The sequence below is a fragment of the Ensifer sp. KUDG1 genome, assembly GCF_050434285.1.
Classification (GTDB): Bacteria; Pseudomonadota; Alphaproteobacteria; order Rhizobiales; family Rhizobiaceae; genus Ensifer.
In genome coordinates, this window is sequence record NZ_JBNDIG010000005.1 from 342,611 (window position 1) to 365,028 (window position 22,418).

Sequence of the window (22,418 nt, forward strand, 5' to 3'; positions counted from 1 at the left end):
CAGGCGGGACGGCCGATGGTTCAGCACGCCATGGAGGCAGGCTCGACATGCTCCTGCTCAGGCACGGCATCCCAGGTATTGACGGGTTCGAGCGGTGGGCGGCGCTTTTCGAACTCGATCAGTTGCCGCTCCCTCTCCTCGATATAGCCGCGCGAAGCCGGAACCGCACTGAGTGACGGCGAGATCTGCAGCTGGAAGATGAAATGCTTGTCGTAGAGGAAGGCCGTCTCCGACGCAGCCAGATAGAACTCCCACATGCGGAAGAACCGCTCGTCGTAGAGCTTGATCGCCTCCTCGCGCCGGGCGACGAAGCGCTCGCGCCAGGCTTTCAATGTCCAGGCGTAATGCATCGGCAGGATTTCGACATCTTTCACCAGGAGCCGCGTGCGCTCGACGGAAGGCAAAACCTCCGAAATCGCCGGGATATAGCCGCCGGGAAAGATGTACTTCTCGATCCACGGATTGGTGGCCCAGGGCTTGTAGATCTGGCCGATCGAATGCAGCAGCATGACGCCTTCAGGCTTCAGCAGCGCGTTCATCTTCTCGAAGAAGTTGCCGTAGTTGCCGATGCCGACATGCTCGAACATGCCCACGGAGACAATGCGGTCGAACTGCCGGCCTTGCAGGGTGCGATAGTCCTGCAGTTCGAAGCGGACGCGATCGGAGAGCCCGCGCCTGGCGGCGCGATCACGCGAGACCTTCAGCTGCTCTTCGCTGAGCGTGATGCCGGTAACCTCAACGCCCGAGGATTCGGCCAGATACATGGCCATGCCGCCCCAGCCGGAGCCGACCTCCAGCACCTTCTGGCCGGGCTCCAGCAGGAGCTTTGCCGCGATGTGCCGTTTCTTGGCGAGTTGGGCCGCATCGAGCGATATTCCACGCGGTTGAAAATAGGCGCAGGAATATTGCCAGTCCTCATCGAGGAACAGGTTGAAGAGCTTACGATCGAGATCGTAGTGATGGGCGACGTTGTGCCGGTTGCGGTTGACCGGCATGCGGCTCCGCATCTGCTGGCGCAACACATGCCAGAGGGCCGCCAACGTATTGGTCGCTGTTGCGGCGTTCTCGAGCCCGTTCCTCTTCACGATCGAGAGCACGTCAAAGATATCGCCCTTCTCGATGACGACACGCCCGTCCATGTACATTTCACCGAAGCGAAGAGCGGGATCGCGAACGATCGCCGCCTCCGCCTCCGCATCGATGATGCGGATTGATGCCGGCTTTCCACTGCCGTCACCCAGGATCACTTCTTCGCCGGAAGAAAATACGACCGTCAGGTTACCGTTGCGCACCAGACGGCGAAGCAATGTCAACAATGCTGCATTCATATCCCACCCCTACCAGACCTACCGAACGTGTCCTGGTGCATGAGAGATGCGAAGGGTCGGCTCTTTCGGGGCTTCAGGAGTGGTTGCGAGGGGCGCATCGGGAACAGGCGCCAGCGCGTCCGGAAGCGGCGAGAACCGGCACGGGCGTAGCCTCACGGGTATCCGGCGGGACACATCAGGCTCCTCTTGGGTGCCGCGCCGAGAATTCGTCAGGCCGCCGCCATCGGGCTCTTATCCATCAGAACTCAAATTAAGGTAGGAAGCTTCGATCGATTGGCAATGGGTTCTTTATGGCCCCTCATAAATTTGTTTCCTTAGCAAATGCTGAGAAACAAACCTAGATTTCAGCGACGCCTAGACCGGGCAGACGCGCGCGGTCATGGGGTCGGTCGAAATCGAGCAGCGGGCCTGCAGGCACGATGCGCGTCGGGTTGATGTGGGCAATGCCGTAGTAGCCGCGCTTGATGTGGTCGATACGCACGCTCTCGCGGATGCCTGGCCACTGGTAGATTTCGCGCAGGTAGTTCGACAGCGCCGGATAGTCCTCGATCCGGCGGATGTTGCATTTGAACGCCCCGTGATAGGCCGCGTCGAAGCGAACCAGGGTGACGAAGAGGCGGATGTCGGCCTCTGTCAGGTGCTCGCCGGCAAGATAGCGGTTGTCCGCAAGGTGAGCCTCCAGTTCGTCGAGCATGCCGAACAGGCTTGCCACCGCCTCCTCATAAGCGCCCTGGGTCTTGGCGAAGCCGGAGCGATAGACGCCATTGTTGACACGCTCGTAGATCGGGCCGTTCCAGCGGTCGATCTCGGCACGCAGCGTCTCGGGGTAGAAGTCGAGCCGGTTGCCGGTGAGCCCGTCGAAGGCCGAGTTCAGGATGCGGATGATATCGGCGGACTCGTTGTTGACGATCCGCCCTTCCCGCATGTCCCAGAGTACGGGAACAGAGACCTTTCCGGTGTAGGTCGGGTCGCTCGCCACATAGAGTTCGTGATGGAAGCGGATCTTGCCGACGCGCGCGCCGGCATCGACGGGTTCGTCATAAACCCAGCCGTCTTCGCCCAGTTCCGGATTGGAAACGGTCAGGCCGACAATGTCCTGCAAGCCCTTGAGATTGCGGAAGGCGATCGTGCGCGAGGCCCAGGGGCAAAGATAGGAAACGAACAGGCGGTAGCGTCCGGCCTCGGCCGGCAAGGCTTCTTGCCCGTCCGGGCCCGGCCTGCCTTCGGGCGTGATCCAGCGGTGAAACCGCGTCGGCTCGCGGTGGAACGCGCCGCCCTTCATCTCGCTCGCCGCAACGTCGCCCTTGACCCATTTTCCTTCGACGAGTTGCGGCATCTCACTTCTCCTGGATCGCACGTCAGTGACGGCTACCTCTCACGGGGCCCGGCTCACGGTCAATCGCGCGCAGGGGTGACACATTGTTCGCAATCCGCGACATGCACGCACGCGATACGTGCAAAGCAACATCGTCGCGCCACAATGTCGGGCAATCCCGATTCCCAGAGGAGAATCAGGATGAAGAAAGCGCTTGCCATTTTCGTGCTGTTTGTCGCGGTCGTGTGGTTGATGAACACATCGTTGTTCATCGCGCCGCCGGCGGGTGCCGCAAAGCTGCTTGCCCACCGGGGCATGCATCAAACCTATCCGAAGGAGAATGTCGGCAGGGACACGTGTACGGCGACGATCATCAGGACGCCGGAGCATCCCTATCTCGAAAACACGATTGCCTCGATGCAGGCGGCCTTCGAGGTAGGCGCCGATGTCGTCGAACTCGACGTGCATCTGACGCCCGACAGACAGTTCGCCGTCTTCCACGACTGGACGCTCGATTGCCGGACAGAGGCCAAGGGCGTGACCGAGGAAACGCCGATGGCGACGCTGAAGTCTCTCGACATCGGCTACGGCTATACGGCCGACGGCGGCAAGACCTTCCCCTTCCGCGGCAAGGGCGTCGGCCAGATGCCGACGCTCGAGGAGGTGCTGGCCGCCCTGCCCGACCGCAAGTTCCTGATCAACTTCAAGAGCCGGCGCGCCGAAGAAGGCGCAGAACTCGCAGCGCGCGTCGAGGCGCAACCGCAATGGCGGGAGGCCGTTTTCGGCGTCTACGGCGGCGAAGAGCCGACCCGCGAGACGCTGAAACGCCTGGAGGGTATGCGCGGTTACGACCGGACGTCGACGAAGGCATGCCTGATGCAGTACTTCGGCTACGGCTGGACCGGCATCGTCCCGGACGCGTGCAAGAACACCCTCGTCGCCGTGCCGGGAAACTATGCGCCGTTTCTCTGGGGCTGGCCCGACCGCTTTGCTGCGCGGATGAAGGCGGCCGGAAGCGAGATCATCCTGCTCGGCCCCTTTGACGGTGGCGACTCCACCACCGGCATCGACACGATGCAGGATCTGGAAATGGTACCGCCAGGGTTCTCCGGTTACATCTGGACCAACCGGATCGAGATGATCGGCCCGGCGCTCGCAAAGCGGCAAGTCGCCGACGCCGGTACGAACTGACACGGGCGGCCGGCTTGCCTGCAGCGAGCTTCGACCCTATGGCTTTGAGCAACCGTCGACGCTGGCCGCAACGGCGGCCTCAATTCCGCGGAAGGCAAGCACATGAACGTCACGATCTACCACAACCCCGCCTGCGGCACCTCGCGCAACACGCTGGCGATGATCCGCAACGCCGGTATCGAGCCGACGGTCATCGAGTATCTGCAGGCGCCGCCGTCTCGACAGGCGCTGGAAAAGATCATAGCCGATGCCGGCCTGACCGTGCGTGACGCTCTCCGCGAGAAAGGCACGCCCTGTGCGGAGCTTGGGCTCGGCGACCCCACGGTCAGCGACGAACGGCTGCTCGAAGCGATGATGGCGCACCCGATCCTTATCAACCGCCCCTTCGTCGTCACCCCGATCGGCACCCGGCTCTGCCGCCCGTCCGAACGGGTGCTCGACATCCTGCCCGACACGCAGAAGGGCCCGTTCTCGAAGGAGGACGGCGAACCGGTTCTCGATGCAAATGGAAAGCGCATTTCAGGCGCTTGAGCCCACCTGGGCGGTGAGCGGCACGGCACCCGTTTCAACGGGTGCCGAAAAACATCACACCAGACGGTGTGCGCGCGGCCTTATCGCGGGAATTCCAGGCCCATTTCGCGGAAGCGCTCGGGGTCGTCGCCCCAGTTCTCGCGTACCTTGACGAACAGGAACAGGTGCACCGGCTGCTCGAGGATCTCGGAGATCTCCTTGCGCGATGCGGTCGAGATCGCCTTGATCGCGTCACCGCCCTTGCCAAGCGCAATCTTCTTCTGGCTCTCGCGCTCGACATAGATCACCTGCTCGATGCGCACCGAGCCGTCCTTGCGCTCTTCCCACTTCTCGGTCTCGACATGCGAGGCGTAGGGAAGCTCCTGATGCAGACGCAAAAAGAGCTTTTCGCGGGTGATTTCAGCGGCGAGCTGACGCATCGGCAGATCGGAGATCTGGTCTTCCGGATAGTACCAGGGGCCTTCCGGCAGCGTCTCGGCCAGGTAATCCATCAGATCCTTGCAGCCCGAGCCGTTCAGCGCCGAGATCATGAAGGTGCGCTCGAACTTGATCGTCTCGTTGGCGGCAGCCGCCAGCTTCAAGAGGTCTTCAGGACGCACCTGGTCGATCTTGTTCAGCACCAGGATCTTCGGCTGGTGCACTTCCTTGAGGCCCTCGAGGATCGCTTCCGCATCGCCCTTCAGGCCGCGTTCGCTATCGATCAGGAACATGATCACGTCCGCATCCTTGGCGCCGCCCCAGGCGGTCGTGACCATGGCGCGGTCGAGCCGGCGGCGCGGCTTGAAGATGCCGGGCGTGTCCATGAAAACGATCTGGGCGTTGTCATGAATGGCGATGCCACGCACGATCGCGCGCGTCGTCTGCACCTTGTGGCTGACGATCGAAACCTTGGCGCCGACGAGGCGGTTGACCAGGGTCGATTTGCCGGCGTTGGTCGCGCCGATCATCGCCACGAAGCCCGAGTGGGTCGGCGCGCCTTCGGCGGCCGTATCTTTTTCCATGTCCGTCATGTTTTCCGTCAATTTCCGGCGGAACTCTTCCGCCACACGCCTTCGCGTTCCAACAATTTCGTCGCGGCTACCTGTTCGGCTCCGCGCTTGGATCTGTCCGTTCCGGTCTCCGGCGCGACACCCGTGACTTCGACGGTTACCGTGAAGCGGGGGTCGTGGTCAGGGCCGGAACGCTCATCCGTCCGGTAGGCTGGCGCGGTGCCGAACTTGGCATGCGCCCATTCCTGCAATTCGGTCTTTGCATCGCGGCGAGCCCCATCGGCGCGCACTGCGCGGTCTTTCCAATGGCGCAGCACGAAGCCGCGGGCAGCTTCGAGACCGCCATCGAGATAGATGGCGGCGATCAGCGACTCTACCACATCCGCCCGCACATTCATCATCGCCTTGCCGGTTATCTTCTTGACGTCCGAGCCCGTGCGGATGAATTGGTGCAGCTCCAGGTCGTCGGCGACCTTGGCGCAGCTTTCGGCGCTGACGAGCTGGTTCAGCCGGACCGAAAGCTCGCCCTCATTGGCATCGCGAAAGGTCTGGAACAGAAGCTCTGCCACGCAAAGCCCGAGCACCCGGTCGCCCAGGAATTCGAGGCGCTGATAGTTCGAACCCTTGGCGCTTCGCGCGCTGGAATGGGTGAGCGCCCGGTCAAGGCGCTCCTTCTCCGCGAACTGATAACCGATCACGGCCTCAAGCTTTACCCGATCCTCCGCGCCCAGCGACCGCGACTTCATCATTCGACCGCCTTGAACAGACGGTCGTAGCGCAGGTTCGTCGGCCACTTCCACACTTGGCGGAACGACGTGTCGTGACCGAGCGAGAAGAAGATCATGCTGGCGCGGCCGACCAGGTTTTCGGCCGGCACGAAGCCGACGTCGAAGCGGCTGTCGGCCGAGTTGTCGCGGTTGTCGCCCATCATGAAGTAATGGCCGGCGGGCACGATGAACTCGCGGGTGTTGTCGCCGCGTGCATCCGGGAACTGGTCAAGCGTGTCATAGGAGACGCCATTGTCCATCGTTTCGCGGAAAACCGGAACGTCGGCGCCGGTGTCGTATTGGTCGTCGGCGCGGAAACCGCCATCCGGCGTGCGCTCAACCGGCTTGTCATTGATGTAGAGAATGCTGTTGCGCACCTGGATGCGGTCGCCCGGAAGGCCGACGAGACGCTTGATGTAGTCGATATCCGGGTTCGGCGGGAAGCGGAACACGACGATATCGCCGCGCTTCGGCTCACTTGCGAAGATGCGGCCGGAGAACAGGTCGGGCGAAAGCGGCAGCGAATACTTGGAGAAGCCGTAGGCGAACTTGTTGACGAAGATGTAGTCGCCAACCAGCAGCGTCGGCATCATCGAGCCGGACGGAATGGTGAAGGGCTGAAAGAGAACCGTACGGATGACCAAAGCCAGGAGCAATGCCTGGATGACGACCTTCACGTTCTCCCAGAGGCCGCTCTGCTTCGCTTCTGTCTTTTCTGCCACGCTACTGTGTTCCTTTATCATCGCAACGCCCGCGCGGGGCCTGCTCTCAACTTTTGTCCGGACTCTCGGTCCGGCTTTGGACTGCGCGCAATCCCGGTCTCATATGCTGCAAACCGCCGCCCCTTCAATTGGTCAGGGCCGGTTTTTCCAGCGGAATGCTCTAAACCGTTCCCTCAATCGGGGCAACGGGCAGCGCCTCGATAATCACGAAGGCCTGGGCCAGGGGGAAATCGTCGGTAATCGTCAGATGGATGGCGGCGCGATGATGCGGCGGCAGCATCTGCTCCAGACGCGCCGCGGCACCTCCGGTCAGGTTCATCGTTGGCTTGCCGCCCGGCAAATTGATGACGCCCATGTCTTTCCAGAAGACGCCTTGCGCGAGGCCCGTTCCGAGCGCCTTCGAACAGGCTTCCTTGGCGGCGAAGCGCTTGGCGTAAGATGCCGCGCGGTTCTTCCGCCCTTCGGACTTGGCGATCTCGATCTCGGTAAAACAGCGCTGAACGAAGCGTTCGCCGAAGCGGGAAAGCGAGTTTTCGATCCGTCTGATATCGATCAGATCGCTGCCTATGCCTATGATCATGAAGAGGATCCAAGCTCTTTGGTGCGTGCCCGGCGGCGCTTTTGAAAGAGCCGGGCCGCCTGGTAAGCCGCAATGTAGGAAAGAAGTGCGCCGCCTGCCGCGAGCGGCAACGAGCCCACCAGCATCGGCTTGAACACCGGACCCCAAAGAGCCGGAAGGTCGAGGTGCTCGACCATGCGCATGACGTCGGCCGAGCTTGCGGCGTGCGCGCTCTCGACGCCGAGGATCGCCGTCCCAAGTTCGTAGGACGCCGTCAGGATCATCGGGATCGTCACGGGATTGGCGAGCGCTGTCGTGATCGCGGCCGCGACGAGATTACCCGAGAACAGGAAAGCGAGCGCAACGGCAATAATGATGTGCAGGCCGAAAAATGGCGTGAAGGACGAAGCGGCACCCGCCGCCACGCCGACGGCAATCGAATGCGGTGTCGATGAAAGGCGCAACACGCGCAGCGTCACATAACGCAGGCCGCGCGCAAACCCTTTGCGCGGCCAAAGGATGGACCGCAGCCTTTCGGAAATCGTAACCGGTTTTCTGCGCCTGAATAACATTATGCCGTCATGACCGCGTCTTTAAGCCGTCAGCCGGCACAAGACCGCGCGTCCGCCTGTTTGCTGGCCGCAAGATAGGCGTCCTGCCTGTCGCTTGCAACCCGCCCAGGCGCCGCGCGCATGTCGCAGGCGAGCCATCCGGCGAACGCATGGCTCAGGATGCCGCCAGAAGACGGGACCCAGCGGGCTTAGTAGTTACGGAACAGGCCGCGATCGATCTGGCGCTGGCGGTACTCGAGGTCGATACGGTCGACCGAGCTATTGAGATAGGCGAGCTCGCGCTCTTCCTGAGTGGGGACGCGCAGAGCGCGGGTGATCTTCTTCAACTGATTAAACATGGCAAACCTCTTTGTTTACCTCCCGACCGAGAAGATAGTTTAGAGGTCCCTGTTCCACCAGATACAGGAAATGGCGGCAGCCATGCGCCATTGGCATGGCTTGCCGTTTCGCCATGCGCAGCCTGCCTGTTTTGCAGGCAATTGCGCAGGGCGCAGCCAGTCGCCTTATTCGAACAGGCGCTTCACCATGGACACGCTCGGCAATTCCTTGAGCTGCGTGATCAGGTGATTGAGCTGGCGAAGATCCCAGACCTCGAGGTCAAACTGCAGTTCGCTGAAGTCGGCAGCCACGCGCCCCATCGACAAAGTCCGGATATTGACGTCGCTGGTGGCGATCGCCTGGGCCACCTCGGCAAGCGTCCCCGGCTCGTTCAGGGCGCTGATCGCGATGCGGGCAATGAAGCGGCTGCTGTTGGCCTCGTCCAGATCCCAGCGCACATCGATCCAGCGCTCCGGCTCGTCATCGAACTTCTGCAGGATCGGCGACTGGATCGGGTAGATGGTGATGCCCTTGTCCTTCTCCATGATGCCGACGATGCGGTCTCCGGGAATGGCCCCCGCCGGGCTGAAATGCACTTCGGCATTGCCCGAGAGACCACGGATCGGCAGGGCCTCCGGCCCTTCGGCCTGGGCGACGCCGTTCGCATCCTTGCCGCGGCCCGGCAACTTGAACACCATGCCGGCGGCGCTGCGCATGTTGAACCAGCCGTCGTCGGCGCTGGGCTTCACCGTGACCCGCTCGTCCTGATGATCCGGGAACACTGCGCGCAGCACGTCGAGCGAGGAAAGCTCGCCGCGGCCGACGGAGGCGATGGCGTCCTCGACCTCCTTCTGGCCGAGCCGATGCAGCGCCGGCTTCAGCGCCTCGCGCGAAAAGGTCTTGCCGGCGCGCTCGAAGGTGCGCTCCAGAATGCGATAGCCGAGGCCGGCATATTGCTTGCGGATGGCCGCACGCGTTGCGCGGCGGATCGCCGAGCGGGCCTTGCCGGTAACGACGATTTCTTCCCAGGCGGGCGGCGGCACCTGGATGCCCGAGCGGATGATTTCCACTTCGTCGCCATTGTTGAGGCGGGTGACCAGCGGCATGATACGGCCGTTGATCTTGGCGCCGACGCAGGTATCGCCGATATTGGTGTGGACGGCATAGGCAAAGTCGATCGGCGTCGCGCCGCGCGGCAGCGCGATCAACTGGCCCTTGGGCGTGAAGCAGAAGACCTGATCCTGGAACAGTTCGAGCTTGGTGTGCTCCAGGAACTCTTCCGGATTGTCGCCCTCCGCGAGCGATTCGATCGTGCGCCGGAGCCAGGAATAGGCATTCGACGTCGGCGACAGAGCCGCATCTGCCGACGCACCCTCTTTCCCCTCCCCGTCCTTGTAGAGCGAATGGGCCGCGATACCGTATTCGGCGATGTCGTTCATGCGGCGCGTGCGGATCTGCAGCTCGATGCGCTGGCGGGACGGGCCGACGATGGTCGTGTGGATCGACTGGTAATCGTTCTGCTTCGGGGTGGAGATGTAGTCCTTGAAGCGGCCGGGAACGACGCGCCAGCGCGTATGGACGATGCCGAGCGCGCGGTAGCAGGCCGGGATATCGTCGACGATGATGCGGAAGCCCCAGACGTCGGACAGCTGTTCGAAGGACAGAGACTTCGACTGCATCTTGCGGAAGACCGAATAGGGCTTCTTCTGCCGACCCTTGACCTGTGCCGCTTTCAGGCCCTCGGCCTGAAGCAATTCGCGGAGCTCGTCTTCGATCTTCTTGATCAGACCCTCGTTGCGCTCGGACAGTTCCTCCAGCCGCCGGGTGACCGTTTCGAAGGCCTCGGGGTTGATATGGCGGAACGAGAGGTTTTCGAGCTCCTCGCGCATGTCCTGCATACCCATGCGGCCGGCGAGTGGCGCGTAGATATCCATGGTCTCTTCGGAGATGCGGGCGCGCTTCTCCGCCGACATGTGGTCGAGCGTGCGCATGTTGTGCAGCCGGTCGGCGAGCTTGACGAGCAAAACCCGCACATCGTCCGAAATGGCGAGCAGCAGCTTGCGCAGGTTTTCCGCCTGCTTGGCCTTCTTGGTAACGAGATCGAGCTTCTTGATCTTCGTCAGCCCCTCGACGAGCGCGCCGATATCCTCGCCGAAGAGATCGTCGATCTCCTGCCGCGTGGCCGTCGTGTCCTCGATCGTATCGTGCAGAAGAGCAACGGCAATGGTCGACTCGTCGAGACGCATCTCCGTCAGGATTGCCGCCACCTCCAGGGGGTGGGATATATAGGGATCGCCGCTTGCCCGCTTCTGCTGGCCATGCTTCTGCATCGCATAGACGTAGGCCTTGTTGAGCAAGGCCTCATTGACGTCGGGCTTGTATTTCTGCACGCGCTCAACGAGCTCGTATTGGCGCATCATTCGCTGGCGATCCTCTAGATCATGATGATTTCAGGTCCCACCGACCTAAAATCATAAACGTGATCGTTCTCCTAATTTAGAGCGGGATGCAGGCGGAAAACCGCAAACACTTTCCATTTCCCGCTCTAGAAGAAATCAATAAAAAAGTGCGCCAATCATACGAGTGGCGCACTGCTTTGAAAACACGTGGGAACGGGCGTTCCGCGACGGATCTCAGTAGTCGTCGCTCTTTTCCGGCGGCACGAGACCTTCGATGCCGGCAAGCAGTTCTTCTTCCGACATGCGGTCGAAGGTGATGGCTTCCGGCTGATCTTCGTCCTCGGCGACTTCGGTAAAGGTCGTCTCGGCATCGGTCTGGAGCAGCGAAGCCGGATCGGGCTCGGGCTCGTCCACTTCAACATGCTTCTGCAGCGAATGGATCAGGTCTTCCTTGAGGTCGCCAGGAGACAGGGTCTCATCTGCGATCTCGCGGAGCGCGACGACGGGGTTCTTGTCGTTGTCGCGGTCGATGGTGATGGCGGCGCCCTGAGAAATCAGGCGCGCGCGGTGGCTGGCAAGCAGAACGAGTTCGAAACGGTTATCGACCTTGTCGATGCAATCTTCGACGGTGACGCGGGCCATTGCCTGTCCTTTTGGGCTCGAAGCGCGGCGGCATCGCCGCTGCACGGATTGACAACACGAAACCGGAGCAGTCGCCTGACGGCGCCTCATCGGGTCCGATTTCTGGAATTAAGCGCCCGGATACAATCAAAACAAGGCAAGTTCAAGTTTTTCCTTCAAGGGACGCTCACGTAACGTCACACTTCGTGATAAAATGCGATGCGAATGAGCTGGAAACGTCGCTCACACATTTAGGTTGCATCTTCAGGTCGGGAATGAAGCCCCTGATGGAAAAGGCGACCCAGAGATGTGGACGATCTATAGCAACTGCTAAAACTAGCTATATTCGCGAGCGCGCGGCTGGAATAATGCAATACATAAGCTACATTATTTGCCATATCAGCAATTATTAATGTAATCGACTTACTTTTGCGCACCCGCCGGCAGGCGGCCTTTGATGCGCCGCTATTGAAAAAGGAAAGACGATGTTCGACCCCCGCGAAAAAATCGCACTCTTTATCGACGGCGCGAATCTTTACGCGGCATCGAAAAGCCTCGGCTTCGACATCGACTACCGTAAGCTCCTGAAAGCATTCCAGAAGCGCGGCTATCTATTGCGCGCCTACTACTACACGGCCCTCATCGAGGATCAGGAATACTCTTCAATCCGCCCGCTCATCGATTGGCTAGACTATAACGGTTACAAGGTCGTGACGAAGCCGGCCAAGGAGTTCACCGACTCGCTCGGCCGCCGCAAGATCAAGGGCAATATGGATATCGAGCTGGCGATCGATGCCATGGAGCAGTCCGAAACCGTCGATCACCTCGTAATCTTCTCCGGCGACGGCGATTTCACCACGCTGGTGGAAGCGCTTCAGCGCAAGGGGCGCAAGGTTTCCGTCGTCTCGACGATGTCGACGCAGCCGCCGATGATCGCCGACGACCTGCGCCGTCAGGCCGACCATTTCATCGATCTTGCAACGCTGCGTGCCGAAATCGGCCGCGAACCGTCCGAACGCACCCCGCGCCACAACACCGAGCCGGTGGCCGATCCGGTCGAGATCTGAAGCGTTCATCCGAACGCAAGGCGCGCGATTGCGCGAGCGCCATTCGAAACGCCCAGCATCAACGACGTCGATCGTTGAACTTCTCTCAAAAATCTCAAAAATTGCCGGCAGGTTTTTCAGCGCGAAGTGGGCGCCTGTCGCGTTGCACCGGCCGTCTTTGGCGGATGCAACGCAAAGGGATTTCTCTTAGCCGCGGTCCTTCAGAAGCCGGCTCTTCTGGCGGTTCCAGTCACGCTCCTTCGACGCCTCGCGCTTGTCATGCAACTTCTTGCCCTTGCCGAGCGCCAGCTCCAGCTTGGCGCGGCCGCGGTCGTTGAAGTAGATCTTCAGCGGGATCAGCGACATGCCTTCACGGTTGACGGCGCCCTGTAGCCGGTTGACCTCGCGCTTCGACAGAAGCAGTTTCCGCCGCCGCCGCGTTTCATGGTTGAAGCGGTTCGCCTGCAGATATTCCGGCAGGTAGGAGTTGATCAGCCAGATCTCGCCACCCTCGTCCGTCGCATAGGACTCGGCAATGTTGGCCTTGCCTTCGCGCAACGACTTGACCTCGGTGCCGGTCAAAACCAGACCGGCCTCGTAGGTGTCGACGATCTCGTAGTTGAAGCGGGCCTTGCGGTTTTCCGCCACAACCTTGTTGACCGTGCGCTGGCTTCCTTTGGGTGCCATCAGTTCATCAATCCTGCGTGTCTGAGTGCTGCATCGATCGCAGCCTCGGTTGCCGGTTCGAGCGTCGGCAACAGCGGCGAGCGCACGGCGCGGCTCATGCGGCCGAGGCGGTTCAGCGCATACTTGGCGCCGCAGAGGCCCGGCTCCATGAAGATCGCCTTGTGCAGCGGCATCAGCTTGTCCTGATAGACGAGCGCCTTGGCATAATCGCCGGCGAGCGTCGCCTGCTGGAACTCGGCGCAAAGACGCGGCGCGACGTTTGCCGTGACCGAAATGCAGCCGACGCCGCCATGGGCGTTGAAGCCGAGCGCGGTTGCATCTTCGCCCGAAAGCTGCACGAACTCCGGACCGCAGGCCATGCGCTGTTCGGAGACGCGCTCGATCTTGCCGGTGGCATCCTTAACGCCGATGATGTTGGCGTAAGCCTTGCTGAGCGCCGCCATGGTCTCGACGCTCATATCCACGACCGAGCGACCGGGGATGTTGTAGATGACGATCGGCACCTTCACGCTTTCGGCGATTGCCGCATAGTGCGCGAAGAGGCCCTTTTGCGTCGGCTTGTTGTAGTAGGGCGTGACGACGAGGATCGCATCGGCGCCGGCCTTTTCAGCATGCTGAGCAAGTTCGATCGCTTCCGTCGTATTGTTGGAGCCGGCGCCGGCAATAACCGGCACGCGCTTGGCGGCGGCCTCGATGCAGAGTTCGACGACCTTCTTGTGCTCGTCATGCGAGAGGGTCGGAGATTCGCCGGTGGTGCCGACCGGCACCAGGCCGTGGCTGCCTTCTTTTATCTGCCATTCCACATGCGCGACGAAACCATCCGCATCCACCGCGCCGGTGGCGGTGAACGGTGTTACGAGAGCGGGAATGGAACCCTTGAACATGCACAACTCCTGACGGCGTAAAAGCGAAGTCTGCACTCATGCTTTGGCCGTAATCGACGGTTAAAAAACTGCCGCACCATAATCATGTGACGTGGCTGCGGCAAGCGTTGTAACACGGCATTTCACGCCGGTTTTCATGCAAAAGCTTGATGTTTGGCACGCATAATCACGACCGCCCAACCAGGGCGAGAGCGGGTTTGGGGCAATTGTTGTGATCGATACTGGCCGCCCGCCTTGTCATCGGGCAATCTGGCGGCGGACGAAGTTGGATACGGGGAACACGGGGTTCTTGATGCGCGGGTCAATATATCTGCCTGCCGCCGCCATCATCGGCGCGGCGCTTCTGGCAGCGTCGGCAGGCAGCGCAGAAACCCTCGATCGCGTACCGGTTCCGACACGCAAGCCCGTGCTTTCGGACAAGGTGGTCCCCATTGCCACGAACGAAACTACGAATGCCATCGCGACAGCGGCCGGACCGCTCAGCAGCGATCTCAAGGCAGGGCTCGATGCTCTTTCCAACAAGCAGCCGACCGCGGCGATTGCCGTGCGCGACGCCATGGCCGAAGGCACGCTCGACCGGCACATCTTGACTTGGGCGATCGCCGTTTCCGGCCAGCGAGGCGTGCCTTCCTTCGAAATTGCCGACGCCCAACGGGAACTGCAGGGATGGCCAGGGCTGAAATCCCTGCGCGCCAACTCCGAACGAGCGCTTTATCGAGAGAACCCGCCAGCGGCCGACGTGCTCGCGGCTTTCGGCAACACGCAGCCGGAAACGACCGAAGGCTCCCTCATTCTCGCCCGCGCGCTCGTCGCCACCGGAAAATCCGATACGGCCGCCAAGAACCTGCGTGCGATCTGGCAGCGCGACACGCTCGACAAGGACATCGAAACCAAGATCCTCGACGAGTTTTCCAGCCTCCTGACCGCTGACAATCATCAGCGCCGCATGGTGATGCTTCTCTATCGCAACCGCGTCGAGCAGGCCGAACGGTTCGGCGACCTTGGAAAGGCTCAATCGCTGTATCGCGCCTGGGCGGCAGTCAGCCGCGGCAGCGACAAGGCGACGGCCCTCATTGCAGCGGTCGACCCCGCCTGGCGCAAGGATCCGGCCTATCTCTTTATTCAGGTCGAGTACCTGCGCAAACAGAAGAAATACGAGGAAGCGGCGAAGCTCCTTGCGCGCATGCCCAAGGACAAGGGCGCTTTGGTCAACCCCGGCGAATGGTGGGTCGAGCAACGCGTCGTCAGCCGCGGGCTGCTCGACAGTGGCGACTTTCGGGGCGCCTACCGGATCGCCGCCAGCCATCTCGCGACCGAGGCGACCGATATCATCGACGCCGAGTTTCATGCCGGATGGTATGCCCTGCGCGGCATGGAGGACCCGGCGACCGCAGCGCGTCACTTCCGCCGCATTCTCGATGTGTCGAGCCGCCCCCTCTCCGCTTCGCGCGCATGGTACTGGCTTGGGCGTTCGGCCGAGGCGGGCGGACCGGGTGATGCCAACGAATATTTTACAAATGCGGCCCGCTATCCCGGGACGTTCTACGGGCAACTTGCAGCCGCCCGGCTGGGTCGCAAGACGCTGAACGTCGCCTATCCGGCCCCGACGGCAGACGACCGATCACGTTTCGAAAACCGCGAGGCGGTGCGCGCCATCACGCGGCTCGAAGGCACGGGCCACACCTGGCGCGCCGACAGCATCTACCGGGCGCTTGCCGACGAACTGACGAGCCCGGGCGAGCTGGCACTGCTTTCGGCCCGCGCCGAAAAAACCGGCAATCACCAGCTATCGCTCCAGGTTGGCAAGATCGCCTTTGGGCGCGGGATCGATGTCGCAGCGCTCGCGTTTCCCGTCGGCGTGATCCCATCGAGCGCCAATATCGACGGCTCCGGCAAGGCGCTCGCCTATGCGATCGCGCGCCAGGAAAGCGCCTTCAACCCGGGCGCCATCTCCACCGCAAACGCACGCGGCCTGCTGCAGCTCATGCCGGGAACGGCCAAGGGCGTTGCCAGCCGCTATGGCCTTGCCTACTCGCAGGATCGCCTGACCAGCGACGCGGGCTACAACGCCACACTTGGCGCGCATTATCTCGGCGAACAGATCAGCAGTTTTGGCGGTTCCTACATCCTCACCTTCATCGCCTACAATGCCGGCCCGCGCCGCGTTCCCGAATGGCTCGACCGCTACGGCGACCCGCGCGGAAAACCGATCGATGAAGTCGTCGATTGGATCGAACGCATTCCGTTCCAGGAAACCCGCAACTACGTCCAGCGGGTGATGGAGAACTATCAGGTCTACAAGTCGAGGCTTGGGCAAAAGGCCGATATCGTCGAAGACCTGCGAATGGGCCGGCAATAGCCGGTCTGGCGGCAATCAAGTAATTGTGATGAGCGCCGGGGGCACAAACCGTGCGCTCAACCATTTCCTTCCTAAGGCCAGTCTATTCCGAAGGAAATGGTGAACGTTATGAAGACCTTGACAATCGTCGCCCTTTCTCTGGCGACCACCTTGAGCAGCGTGCCACCCGCCGGCGCGTTTCCAAGCACTCCGCCGATCCTCTCCAGCACGACCAACGTTCAACAGGTTCAGTTCTCTTACGAGCGCGGCGAAGAACGCAAGAGCCGATCCAGTTGCGCCGTTCCCTATTGTGAACTTCGCGCCCGACATGGCTATCGCGATCGGGATCGCGACTACCGCAACTATAATCGCAGCGGGTATTACCGCGACAGATACTACCGGGATCGATATCGCAGGCACTATGACCACGACGACAACGACGTCGGGGCGGTGATCGGCGGCCTGGCCGCAGGCGCGATCATCGGCGGACTATTGAGCCAACCGCGATATTATAACAGCCCGAGATACTACAACGGGCCAAGAGCCGTCAGCGGCAACGCGCATCAGCGCTGGTGCTATGCGCGCTACCGCTCCTATAGAGCCTGGGACAACAGCTATCAGCCCTATGGTGGCCCTCGGCGCCAATGCAGCTCGCCCTATTGAGCTAGGGAGTAACCGCGTAGACGACCGAATCGGACTGGAGAGCCGCAACAGTTGGCAGTCGCCAGCCATGCTCGGGCCGCCGAACAATGTCGGCCCGAGCAACTTGCTCTTCCCCTTCAAACGGATAGGATTTCGCCTGACCGAGAGGGAGCAGCATGGGTCAAGGTGTATTCCAGGAGCATTTCTTCCGCAGTTCCGACGGGCTTCTCCTTTACGCGCGAAGCTACGGCCCTCCCCCCTCGCCATCCGCGGCAGTACCGATCATCTGCCTGCCGGGCCTTACCCGCAACAGCCGGGACTTTCACCAACTCGCAAGCTTTCTTTCGACGTCAGGAGACTTTCCCGTCATCGCACTGGACTACCGAGGGCGCGGCAACTCGGAACGCGACAGCGACAAGAGCCACTACACGGTGGCCGTCGAAACGGCCGATGTGATAACGGCTTGTGCGCACTTCGCTGTCGAAAAGGTAATTTTTATCGGCACATCCCGTGGTGGCCTGATCCTCCACAACCTCATCGATCGTGCCCCATCGTTGATTGCAGCCGCAGTGCTCAACGACATCGGGCCTGTGATCGAAATTGGGGGGCTGCTTGCGATCCGGGATTATCTCAACTCGGGCGACGCACTGACGAGCTGGGCGACAGCAGCCACCTATCTAAGGACGTTGCACGGCGTCGACTTTCCTTCCTTAACCGACGGCGACTGGTCGGACATGGCCAAAGCGATATATCGCGACGAAGATGGCGTCCCGGTCGCCGATTTCGATCCGGCGATCGCGCTGCCACTGCGCGGCCTGACACCCGAAACACCATTGCCCGATCTCTGGAGACCCTTTGACGCCATGAGCCAGATCCCCCTCATGGTCGTCAGGGGTGAGCATTCGCGGGTTCTTTCAGAGACAACTGTGCGCGAAATGCACCGGCGACACGCCGGGTTGGCGGATTTCACCGCACCTGGCCAGGGACATGCACCGCTGCTTCATCTGGACGGCCCACGCGAGGCAATCGCCGCATTTCTGAACGACATCGTGCGCTCGCGCTGACCCACGGAAGCCGCCCCCGAGGCGGTCCCTATTCCCCGATTCCTCAAGCATGATGTGTAGGTTGCAGGGCCAGATTCACAGCATCATACCAAACGAAAAAACCCGGCTCGAAAGCCGGGTTTCTCTCTTCTGACCGAGGTCAGACGATATTAGAAGTCGCGCTGCAGGCGGACGAAACCGAATACCTGGTCGTCCTTGTTGTCAGCATCTTCGTACTGGACCGACACGCGGGTCGCGAGACCTTCGGTGATCTTGTAGTCGAGCGTGACGCCAGCGCGCCATGCATCGTCGTTGCCGAAGCTGGTGAACGAATCCTGGAGGCTACCGAAGTACTGAACGCCGGGGGTGATGGCGAGCTTGTCGGTGGCGTTGAAGCGATACGAAGCCGCAACGGTCCATTCAGACTTCTTCCAGTAGGCGTTCGGGTCCGAAGCCCAGATACCAGCGAGCTGGAATACGCCCGGGCCGAGGTCAGCCGAAAGCAGAGCGCGGATCGCGCCTTCTTCGAACTCGGAGTCGTAACCGCCGAGCAGGTCGAAGGAAACGCCGCCGAGCGAAGCCGATACGATACCGGAAACGCCGATGCCGTTCTTCTTGGTGGTTTCGGTGCCTTCGAGTTCGTCGATCGAGATACCGGCCTGGAACGAACCGCCGTCATAGAGGTAAGCGATCGAGTTGAACTCGGTGTTGTTGCCCAGCGAGTCGGTTTCGCCGTTCAGGCCCTTATCCCACCAGTTGTAGAAGAAGCCGGCCTTGAGGCCACCCAGCTGGATGTAGGCTTCATCGACGTCGATCAGGCTGTCGCCTTCGTCGGAGTCGTTATCGGCGTTGAATTCAGCAGCGAAGAAACCGGTGAGCGTGCCGTACTCGGTGTCGCTCTTGGCATCGAACGAGATGTAAGCGCGCGAGAAGGCATCCCAGTCAGACGTGCCGCGGTTGCCCCAGCCCTGCTTGTTGTTTACGGCGTCACGGCCGTAGTCAACCTGGAAGCGGATGAAGCCGCCGATCTTGAGGCAGGTTTCGGTGCCCGGGATGTAGAAGTAGCCAGTGCCGAAAGCGTCGCAAACGCGAACGTATTCCATGGGCTCCGGCTCGGCTGCGACGATTGCGTCGGCTGCCTGTGCGCCGGAAACTGCTGCGAGAGCTGCAGCGGAGCCGAGAAGAAGGCTCTTGATGTTCATTTCTGACCTCCAGTCAAAAGTTTCAAACGGGTCTGGGTATTTTGCTGAAGGACAGCTTTCCCTGCCCCATCCCCAACGTTCAAGAAGTCGGACGATCAACCGCCCTTGCTTCCGGAGTTGAAAATACAAGACCGGATCATCGGCGCAACGTCCAACTGGCGAGTTCACCTCCTTTGCATCGCCCTTCGCCGAGCCCTGTTGCTGAAACGACACAAAATCGCCGCAGACCCCCGAAGAAAATTAACAAAGCATTAAGAAAACCCTTTGCTGACGGGGGGTTAGCATAGGGAAGACGGAGGTCGCCTGTTTCAGAAAGAGGCAGAAACCCGCCTAAAACAGGGGAAAAGCTGGACGCGAACTTCGATTCAGATGACCCGCAGAATGCCTAAAACAGCATTCGCTCCAAAAAAGCGCTTCGTGAAGAAAGGATGGAGGGCTGAGGAATCGGCAGAATCAACGCAGAGATTCGCGAAACGCCCTGCACAAGTGATTCTGGACGCTGTGAACGCCAGCACCGCGCAGCATCAAAAATGCGCGAGCGACTACAGCGAATTGCCGCCACGACCAATGAACCACGACGAGTGAAATTCTGCGAGAGATAGCCGAAACCATATGCTTGCTCGAAGCGGCAGAGCGCAAAGGGTATGGGCTGCTTGGGATAGTGGCGGAGAAGAAGGGATTCGAACCCTCGATACCGTTTCCGGTATACTCCCTTAGCAGGGGAGCGCCTTCGACCACTCGGCCACCTCTCCGTTAGCGCCTGACTAGTGTCAGTCCGCGGCCAATGCAAGATTTTTTTGTCGGTTTCCGGGAAAACCTCGCATTTTCGTGTGGGCCGATCGGCAAGTCCGGCCGCACCGCGTTGTGTTCGCCCTCAGCTCCCTAGGCAAAAGCCCGTATACGCAGCAATGTGATTCCATGTCGGCGCAGTCGTCTGCTCCTTACGATTTGCGCGCGAGCCGTTCGATTGCCTGTTGAGTAGCGGCACCAAACTCGCCATCGACCGGGCCACCATAATACCCACGGTCCTTCAAGAGGCTCTGCATTTCCTTGCGGAAGGCCGGTGTGAAGTTGTTGGGCTGGTTCTTCAGTTCATCGAGCTTGGCCGGATCGCCCCCCTCGACGCTGGCCGCCGCCCACCGAACCGCCTCCTTCGCGTCCGCCTTGGTGCCGAGGCCATAATCATAAAGGCGACTGAGGTTGCCCATGGCATAGGCGCTGCCGGCGTTAGCCGCCATCTCGTACCAGGTGCGCGCCTGCACATAGTCCTGCGCGACACCGTTGCCGATATCGTAGAACCAGCCGAGCAGCGCCATGGAATAGGAATCGCCCACATTGGCCGCCTTCTCATACCAGACCTTGGCATCCGGGTAGCTCTGTTCGGTCCCCAGCCCGTTCTGATAGGCCCAGCCGAGCGACGACATCGCGTTGGCGTCGCCACTTTCGGCCGCTTTCTTGTACCAGGCGAGCGATTGTCCGAGGTCTTTCGGTAACCCAAGGCCTTCGCGATAGAACCAGCCCATCGTCGCCATGGCATTGGCGTAGCCCTGATTGGCGGCCAGTTCATACCACCGGGCGGCTTCCGCATAGTCCTGTGCGATGCCGCCATAGCCCTCGCGATAGAGCCAGCCGAGCGAAGCCTGGCCATAGGCATTGCCGGCGCGGGCCGCCTGGTCGAACATGCGCTTGCCCTCGTCGACATCCACCGGCCCATCGGTCCCGTAGACCGAAAACCAGGCGAGATTGGTCAGCGCATACATGTTGCCGCCATCGGCCGCCTTCCGGTAGTTGCGCCGCGCCTCGACATAGTTGCGCCCGGCGTCCTGCGCGCGACCCAACATATTGACGAGCATCATATCGTCAGGGTTCTCGTTGACGGCCTGGGCGCAAGCGGTGAGCGCCCGCTCGGCGTCGAGTTTCAGGAAGTTGACCCCGAGGAAACCGGGCATCGACTGGGGCTCGCCGGCAAGCAGATAGCAATCGCGCGAAGCCTGGGTGTCCTTGCCGGTCGGCGAGACGTTGAGGCCCTTCTGCGGCTCGAGGGCAGCAATCTGCTGCTCGGCCTCTGCCTTGTGTTGGCTGTCAGGGTAGCGCTCGATGAAGCGCGTCAGCGCCGCCGCATCGGTCGACTGCTTCAAGGCTTCCCATGCAATCTCGTCCGGCGTCACGCTCGATGTCTGCTCGGCTTCGCTCAAGAGCTTCAGTTTCTTTTCGGCGAGCATCTTATAGACCGGGTCCGAGCCATGCTTGGCCAGGAAGGCGGTCAGCAGGTCCTTGTCGGCGAGATCACGGATGTTCTGCCAGTCGGCAGCCGCTTCCGATTGGCTGTTCGGCGACAGCTGTCCGCCATTGTTGGTGACGGTGATGTTCACTTCTTTGATGTTCAGAAAGATCTGGGCGCCGCCGAGCGAGCCGTAGACGAATGGCTCCTGGCCGCGATTTGTCACCGAAACCACCTCGTCGCGCACCTTGCCGAGCGCAATGCGGACATCGACGCCCGGTTCCGTCAGATATTTGGCGAGCGCCGTGGCGAAGGGGCTGTTCTTGCCCTCCCCGTCGAGCGCGACCGTGCCGGCCTTGGAAGCGAACGCAACGAGAAGATCGGCCGATTCGGGCTCGACTCGCGCCAGTCCACGCGAAACGGCCCTGGTAGAGATCGAGCGCGTCATGCTCTGCTCGAAGGGATTGTTGCGACAGGCGTCGAGAATCACAAGCTTGAGCTTAGTTGCGCCTTCGAGCGAACGCTGAACCCGGTCAAGGTCGATCGCCTCGTCCTCGACATCCTTGTCGGTCTTCAGTTGCACGTCGACGGGAAGCAGGAAGTTCTCGCCGTTCATCTCCATGCCATGGCCGGAATAATAGACGATCGCAACTTCGGCACCGGTCGCGAGATCCTCGAAGTCGCGCAGCGCCTTGACCATGTCCTGGCGACCAACGTCGTGAACCGTCGTCACCGAATCAAATCCGGCGTCCTCGAAGGAAGCCTTCATCAGCTCGACGTCGTTGGCAGGATTGTTCAGCGGCGACGTCGCTGCATATTTCTCATTGCCGATCAGCAGCGCGACGCGCTTTGCCGCCCACGCTCCGGCGGGCATCGACACGAACAGCGCTACACAGATGATCGAAAGCGGCAGCCACCGCCGCGAAAGCCCCAAGGCCATGCTATTCCCTCCGGCACCGGTCATCGTTTTCCGCCTTGCCCAGCTTCAACGACAGACGACGCCTCGCCCGATTGCCCTCGGAAGCTGCCCTCGGCGCTCCCGG

The 22,418-nt window shown here is 61.2% G+C and carries 20 protein-coding genes and 1 tRNA gene; 6 read left to right on the plus strand and 15 right to left on the minus strand.

Annotated features, from left to right (window positions below; genetic code table 11):
• Window positions 1-20 precede the first annotated feature (20 nt).
• On the minus strand, window positions 21-1,328 hold the full coding sequence (locus M2267_RS16110; RefSeq protein WP_429115427.1) for a class I SAM-dependent methyltransferase: 1,308 nt from the start codon (window positions 1,326-1,328) through the stop codon (window positions 21-23).
• Window positions 1,329-1,665: 337 nt separating this feature from the next.
• Window positions 1,666-2,664, minus strand: a complete 999-nt coding sequence (locus M2267_RS16115) for a glutathione S-transferase family protein (protein WP_429115429.1) — start codon at window positions 2,662-2,664, stop codon at window positions 1,666-1,668.
• A gap of 180 nt (window positions 2,665-2,844) precedes the next feature.
• Here M2267_RS16115 and M2267_RS16120 point away from each other — a divergent pair, with 180 nt between their 5' ends.
• Both M2267_RS16120 and arsC read left to right on the plus strand, forming a co-directional pair.
• A complete protein-coding gene (locus M2267_RS16120; protein WP_429115431.1) occupies window positions 2,845-3,834 on the plus strand; it encodes a glycerophosphodiester phosphodiesterase family protein in 990 nt (329 codons plus the stop codon).
• A 102-nt stretch (window positions 3,835-3,936) separates the two neighbouring features.
• The gene (arsC, locus tag M2267_RS16125; RefSeq protein ID WP_429115432.1) at window positions 3,937-4,365 is read left to right on the plus strand and encodes an arsenate reductase (glutaredoxin); all 429 of its coding nucleotides are present in this window, start codon (window positions 3,937-3,939) and stop codon (window positions 4,363-4,365) included.
• An 80-nt stretch (window positions 4,366-4,445) separates the two neighbouring features.
• On the opposite strand, the gene era is transcribed toward arsC, so the two are convergent.
• The 8 genes from era to rpoZ all read right to left on the minus strand — a co-directional run bounded on the left by era (window position 4,446) and on the right by rpoZ (window position 11,333).
• Window positions 4,446-5,375, minus strand: coding sequence for a GTPase Era (gene era, locus M2267_RS16130; protein ID WP_043616701.1), 930 nt, complete (start codon window positions 5,373-5,375; stop codon window positions 4,446-4,448).
• Between the two features lie 8 nt (window positions 5,376-5,383).
• Complete coding sequence (gene rnc / locus M2267_RS16135) at window positions 5,384-6,100, minus strand: ribonuclease III (protein WP_429115475.1); 717 nt, start codon at window positions 6,098-6,100, stop codon at window positions 5,384-5,386.
• Entirely contained in the window at window positions 6,100-6,843 is a 744-nt protein-coding gene (lepB, locus tag M2267_RS16140) for a signal peptidase I (RefSeq protein WP_043616659.1), read from the minus strand. Before lepB ends, rnc begins: the two co-directional genes overlap by 1 nt.
• A 160-nt stretch (window positions 6,844-7,003) precedes the next feature.
• A complete protein-coding gene (acpS, locus tag M2267_RS16145; protein WP_034804122.1) occupies window positions 7,004-7,423 on the minus strand; it encodes a holo-ACP synthase in 420 nt (139 codons plus the stop codon).
• The gene (locus M2267_RS16150) at window positions 7,420-7,974 is read right to left on the minus strand and encodes a DUF2062 domain-containing protein (RefSeq protein ID WP_192447420.1); all 555 of its coding nucleotides are present in this window, start codon (window positions 7,972-7,974) and stop codon (window positions 7,420-7,422) included. The genes acpS and M2267_RS16150 overlap by 4 nt, the downstream gene beginning before the upstream one ends.
• A gap of 188 nt (window positions 7,975-8,162) precedes the next feature.
• Complete coding sequence (locus M2267_RS16155; RefSeq protein ID WP_065377015.1) at window positions 8,163-8,312, minus strand: DUF3563 family protein; 150 nt, start codon at window positions 8,310-8,312, stop codon at window positions 8,163-8,165.
• Between the two features lie 165 nt (window positions 8,313-8,477).
• Window positions 8,478-10,712, minus strand: a complete 2,235-nt coding sequence (locus tag M2267_RS16160) for a RelA/SpoT family protein (RefSeq protein WP_402316122.1) — start codon at window positions 10,710-10,712, stop codon at window positions 8,478-8,480.
• Window positions 10,713-10,925: 213 nt separating this feature from the next.
• On the minus strand, window positions 10,926-11,333 hold the full coding sequence (gene rpoZ / locus M2267_RS16165) for a DNA-directed RNA polymerase subunit omega (protein WP_034804144.1): 408 nt from the start codon (window positions 11,331-11,333) through the stop codon (window positions 10,926-10,928).
• A gap of 464 nt (window positions 11,334-11,797) precedes the next feature.
• Between rpoZ and M2267_RS16170 the strand changes: the two genes are divergently transcribed.
• Window positions 11,798-12,379, plus strand: a complete 582-nt coding sequence (locus tag M2267_RS16170) for an NYN domain-containing protein (protein ID WP_043616666.1) — start codon at window positions 11,798-11,800, stop codon at window positions 12,377-12,379.
• Window positions 12,380-12,565: 186 nt separating this feature from the next.
• Here the strand turns inward: M2267_RS16170 and smpB are convergent, their stop codons facing one another.
• Window positions 12,566-13,045, minus strand: coding sequence for an SsrA-binding protein SmpB (smpB, locus tag M2267_RS16175; RefSeq protein WP_327512989.1), 480 nt, complete (start codon window positions 13,043-13,045; stop codon window positions 12,566-12,568).
• On the minus strand, window positions 13,045-13,929 hold the full coding sequence (dapA, locus tag M2267_RS16180) for a 4-hydroxy-tetrahydrodipicolinate synthase (protein ID WP_429115437.1): 885 nt from the start codon (window positions 13,927-13,929) through the stop codon (window positions 13,045-13,047). The genes smpB and dapA overlap by 1 nt, the downstream gene beginning before the upstream one ends.
• Before the next feature lie 292 nt (window positions 13,930-14,221).
• Here dapA and M2267_RS16185 point away from each other — a divergent pair, with 292 nt between their 5' ends.
• The 3 genes from M2267_RS16185 to M2267_RS16195 all read left to right on the plus strand — a co-directional run bounded on the left by M2267_RS16185 (window position 14,222) and on the right by M2267_RS16195 (window position 17,973).
• Window positions 14,222-16,288 carry a transglycosylase SLT domain-containing protein gene (locus tag M2267_RS16185; protein WP_429115439.1) on the plus strand — a complete coding sequence of 689 codons (2,067 nt, stop codon included), beginning with the start codon at window positions 14,222-14,224 and terminating at the stop codon, window positions 16,286-16,288.
• A 108-nt stretch (window positions 16,289-16,396) separates the two neighbouring features.
• Window positions 16,397-16,930, plus strand: a complete 534-nt coding sequence (locus M2267_RS16190; protein ID WP_043616676.1) for a BA14K family protein — start codon at window positions 16,397-16,399, stop codon at window positions 16,928-16,930.
• 155 nt (window positions 16,931-17,085) lie between these two features.
• Entirely contained in the window at window positions 17,086-17,973 is an 888-nt protein-coding gene (locus tag M2267_RS16195; RefSeq protein WP_043616680.1) for an alpha/beta fold hydrolase, read from the plus strand.
• 149 nt (window positions 17,974-18,122) lie between these two features.
• On the opposite strand, the gene M2267_RS16200 is transcribed toward M2267_RS16195, so the two are convergent.
• The 3 genes from M2267_RS16200 to M2267_RS16210 all read right to left on the minus strand — a co-directional run bounded on the left by M2267_RS16200 (window position 18,123) and on the right by M2267_RS16210 (window position 22,315).
• Entirely contained in the window at window positions 18,123-19,154 is a 1,032-nt protein-coding gene (locus tag M2267_RS16200; protein ID WP_429115441.1) for a porin, read from the minus strand.
• 662 nt (window positions 19,155-19,816) lie between these two features.
• A tRNA-Ser gene (locus tag M2267_RS16205) sits at window positions 19,817-19,906 on the minus strand.
• A 189-nt stretch (window positions 19,907-20,095) separates the two neighbouring features.
• Window positions 20,096-22,315, minus strand: a complete 2,220-nt coding sequence (locus M2267_RS16210; protein ID WP_052201534.1) for a caspase family protein — start codon at window positions 22,313-22,315, stop codon at window positions 20,096-20,098.
• Window positions 22,316-22,418 lie beyond the last annotated feature (103 nt).

Excerpts from the sequence above, each read along its gene's own strand:
- M2267_RS16110 (WP_429115427.1), bottom strand. The coding sequence starts at position 1,328 with ATGAATGCAGCATTGTTGACATTGCTTCGCCGTCTGGTGCGCAACGGT.
- M2267_RS16115 (WP_429115429.1), bottom strand. The coding sequence starts at position 2,664 with ATGCCGCAACTCGTCGAAGGAAAATGGGTCAAGGGCGACGTTGCGGCG.
- M2267_RS16120 (WP_429115431.1), top strand. The coding sequence starts at position 2,845 with ATGAAGAAAGCGCTTGCCATTTTCGTGCTGTTTGTCGCGGTCGTGTGG.
- arsC (WP_429115432.1), top strand. The coding sequence starts at position 3,937 with ATGAACGTCACGATCTACCACAACCCCGCCTGCGGCACCTCGCGCAAC.
- era (WP_043616701.1), bottom strand. The coding sequence starts at position 5,375 with ATGACGGACATGGAAAAAGATACGGCCGCCGAAGGCGCGCCGACCCAC.
- rnc (WP_429115475.1), bottom strand. The coding sequence starts at position 6,100 with ATGAAGTCGCGGTCGCTGGGCGCGGAGGATCGGGTAAAGCTTGAGGCC.
- acpS (WP_034804122.1), bottom strand. The coding sequence starts at position 7,423 with ATGATCATAGGCATAGGCAGCGATCTGATCGATATCAGACGGATCGAA.
- M2267_RS16150 (WP_192447420.1), bottom strand. The coding sequence starts at position 7,974 with ATGTTATTCAGGCGCAGAAAACCGGTTACGATTTCCGAAAGGCTGCGG.
- M2267_RS16155 (WP_065377015.1), bottom strand. The coding sequence starts at position 8,312 with ATGTTTAATCAGTTGAAGAAGATCACCCGCGCTCTGCGCGTCCCCACT.
- M2267_RS16160 (WP_402316122.1), bottom strand. The coding sequence starts at position 10,712 with ATGATGCGCCAATACGAGCTCGTTGAGCGCGTGCAGAAATACAAGCCC.
- rpoZ (WP_034804144.1), bottom strand. The coding sequence starts at position 11,333 with ATGGCCCGCGTCACCGTCGAAGATTGCATCGACAAGGTCGATAACCGT.
- M2267_RS16170 (WP_043616666.1), top strand. The coding sequence starts at position 11,798 with ATGTTCGACCCCCGCGAAAAAATCGCACTCTTTATCGACGGCGCGAAT.
- smpB (WP_327512989.1), bottom strand. The coding sequence starts at position 13,045 with ATGGCACCCAAAGGAAGCCAGCGCACGGTCAACAAGGTTGTGGCGGAA.
- dapA (WP_429115437.1), bottom strand. The coding sequence starts at position 13,929 with ATGTTCAAGGGTTCCATTCCCGCTCTCGTAACACCGTTCACCGCCACC.
- M2267_RS16185 (WP_429115439.1), top strand. The coding sequence starts at position 14,222 with ATGCGCGGGTCAATATATCTGCCTGCCGCCGCCATCATCGGCGCGGCG.
- M2267_RS16190 (WP_043616676.1), top strand. The coding sequence starts at position 16,397 with ATGAAGACCTTGACAATCGTCGCCCTTTCTCTGGCGACCACCTTGAGC.
- M2267_RS16195 (WP_043616680.1), top strand. The coding sequence starts at position 17,086 with ATGGGTCAAGGTGTATTCCAGGAGCATTTCTTCCGCAGTTCCGACGGG.
- M2267_RS16200 (WP_429115441.1), bottom strand. The coding sequence starts at position 19,154 with ATGAACATCAAGAGCCTTCTTCTCGGCTCCGCTGCAGCTCTCGCAGCA.
- M2267_RS16210 (WP_052201534.1), bottom strand. The coding sequence starts at position 22,315 with ATGGCCTTGGGGCTTTCGCGGCGGTGGCTGCCGCTTTCGATCATCTGT.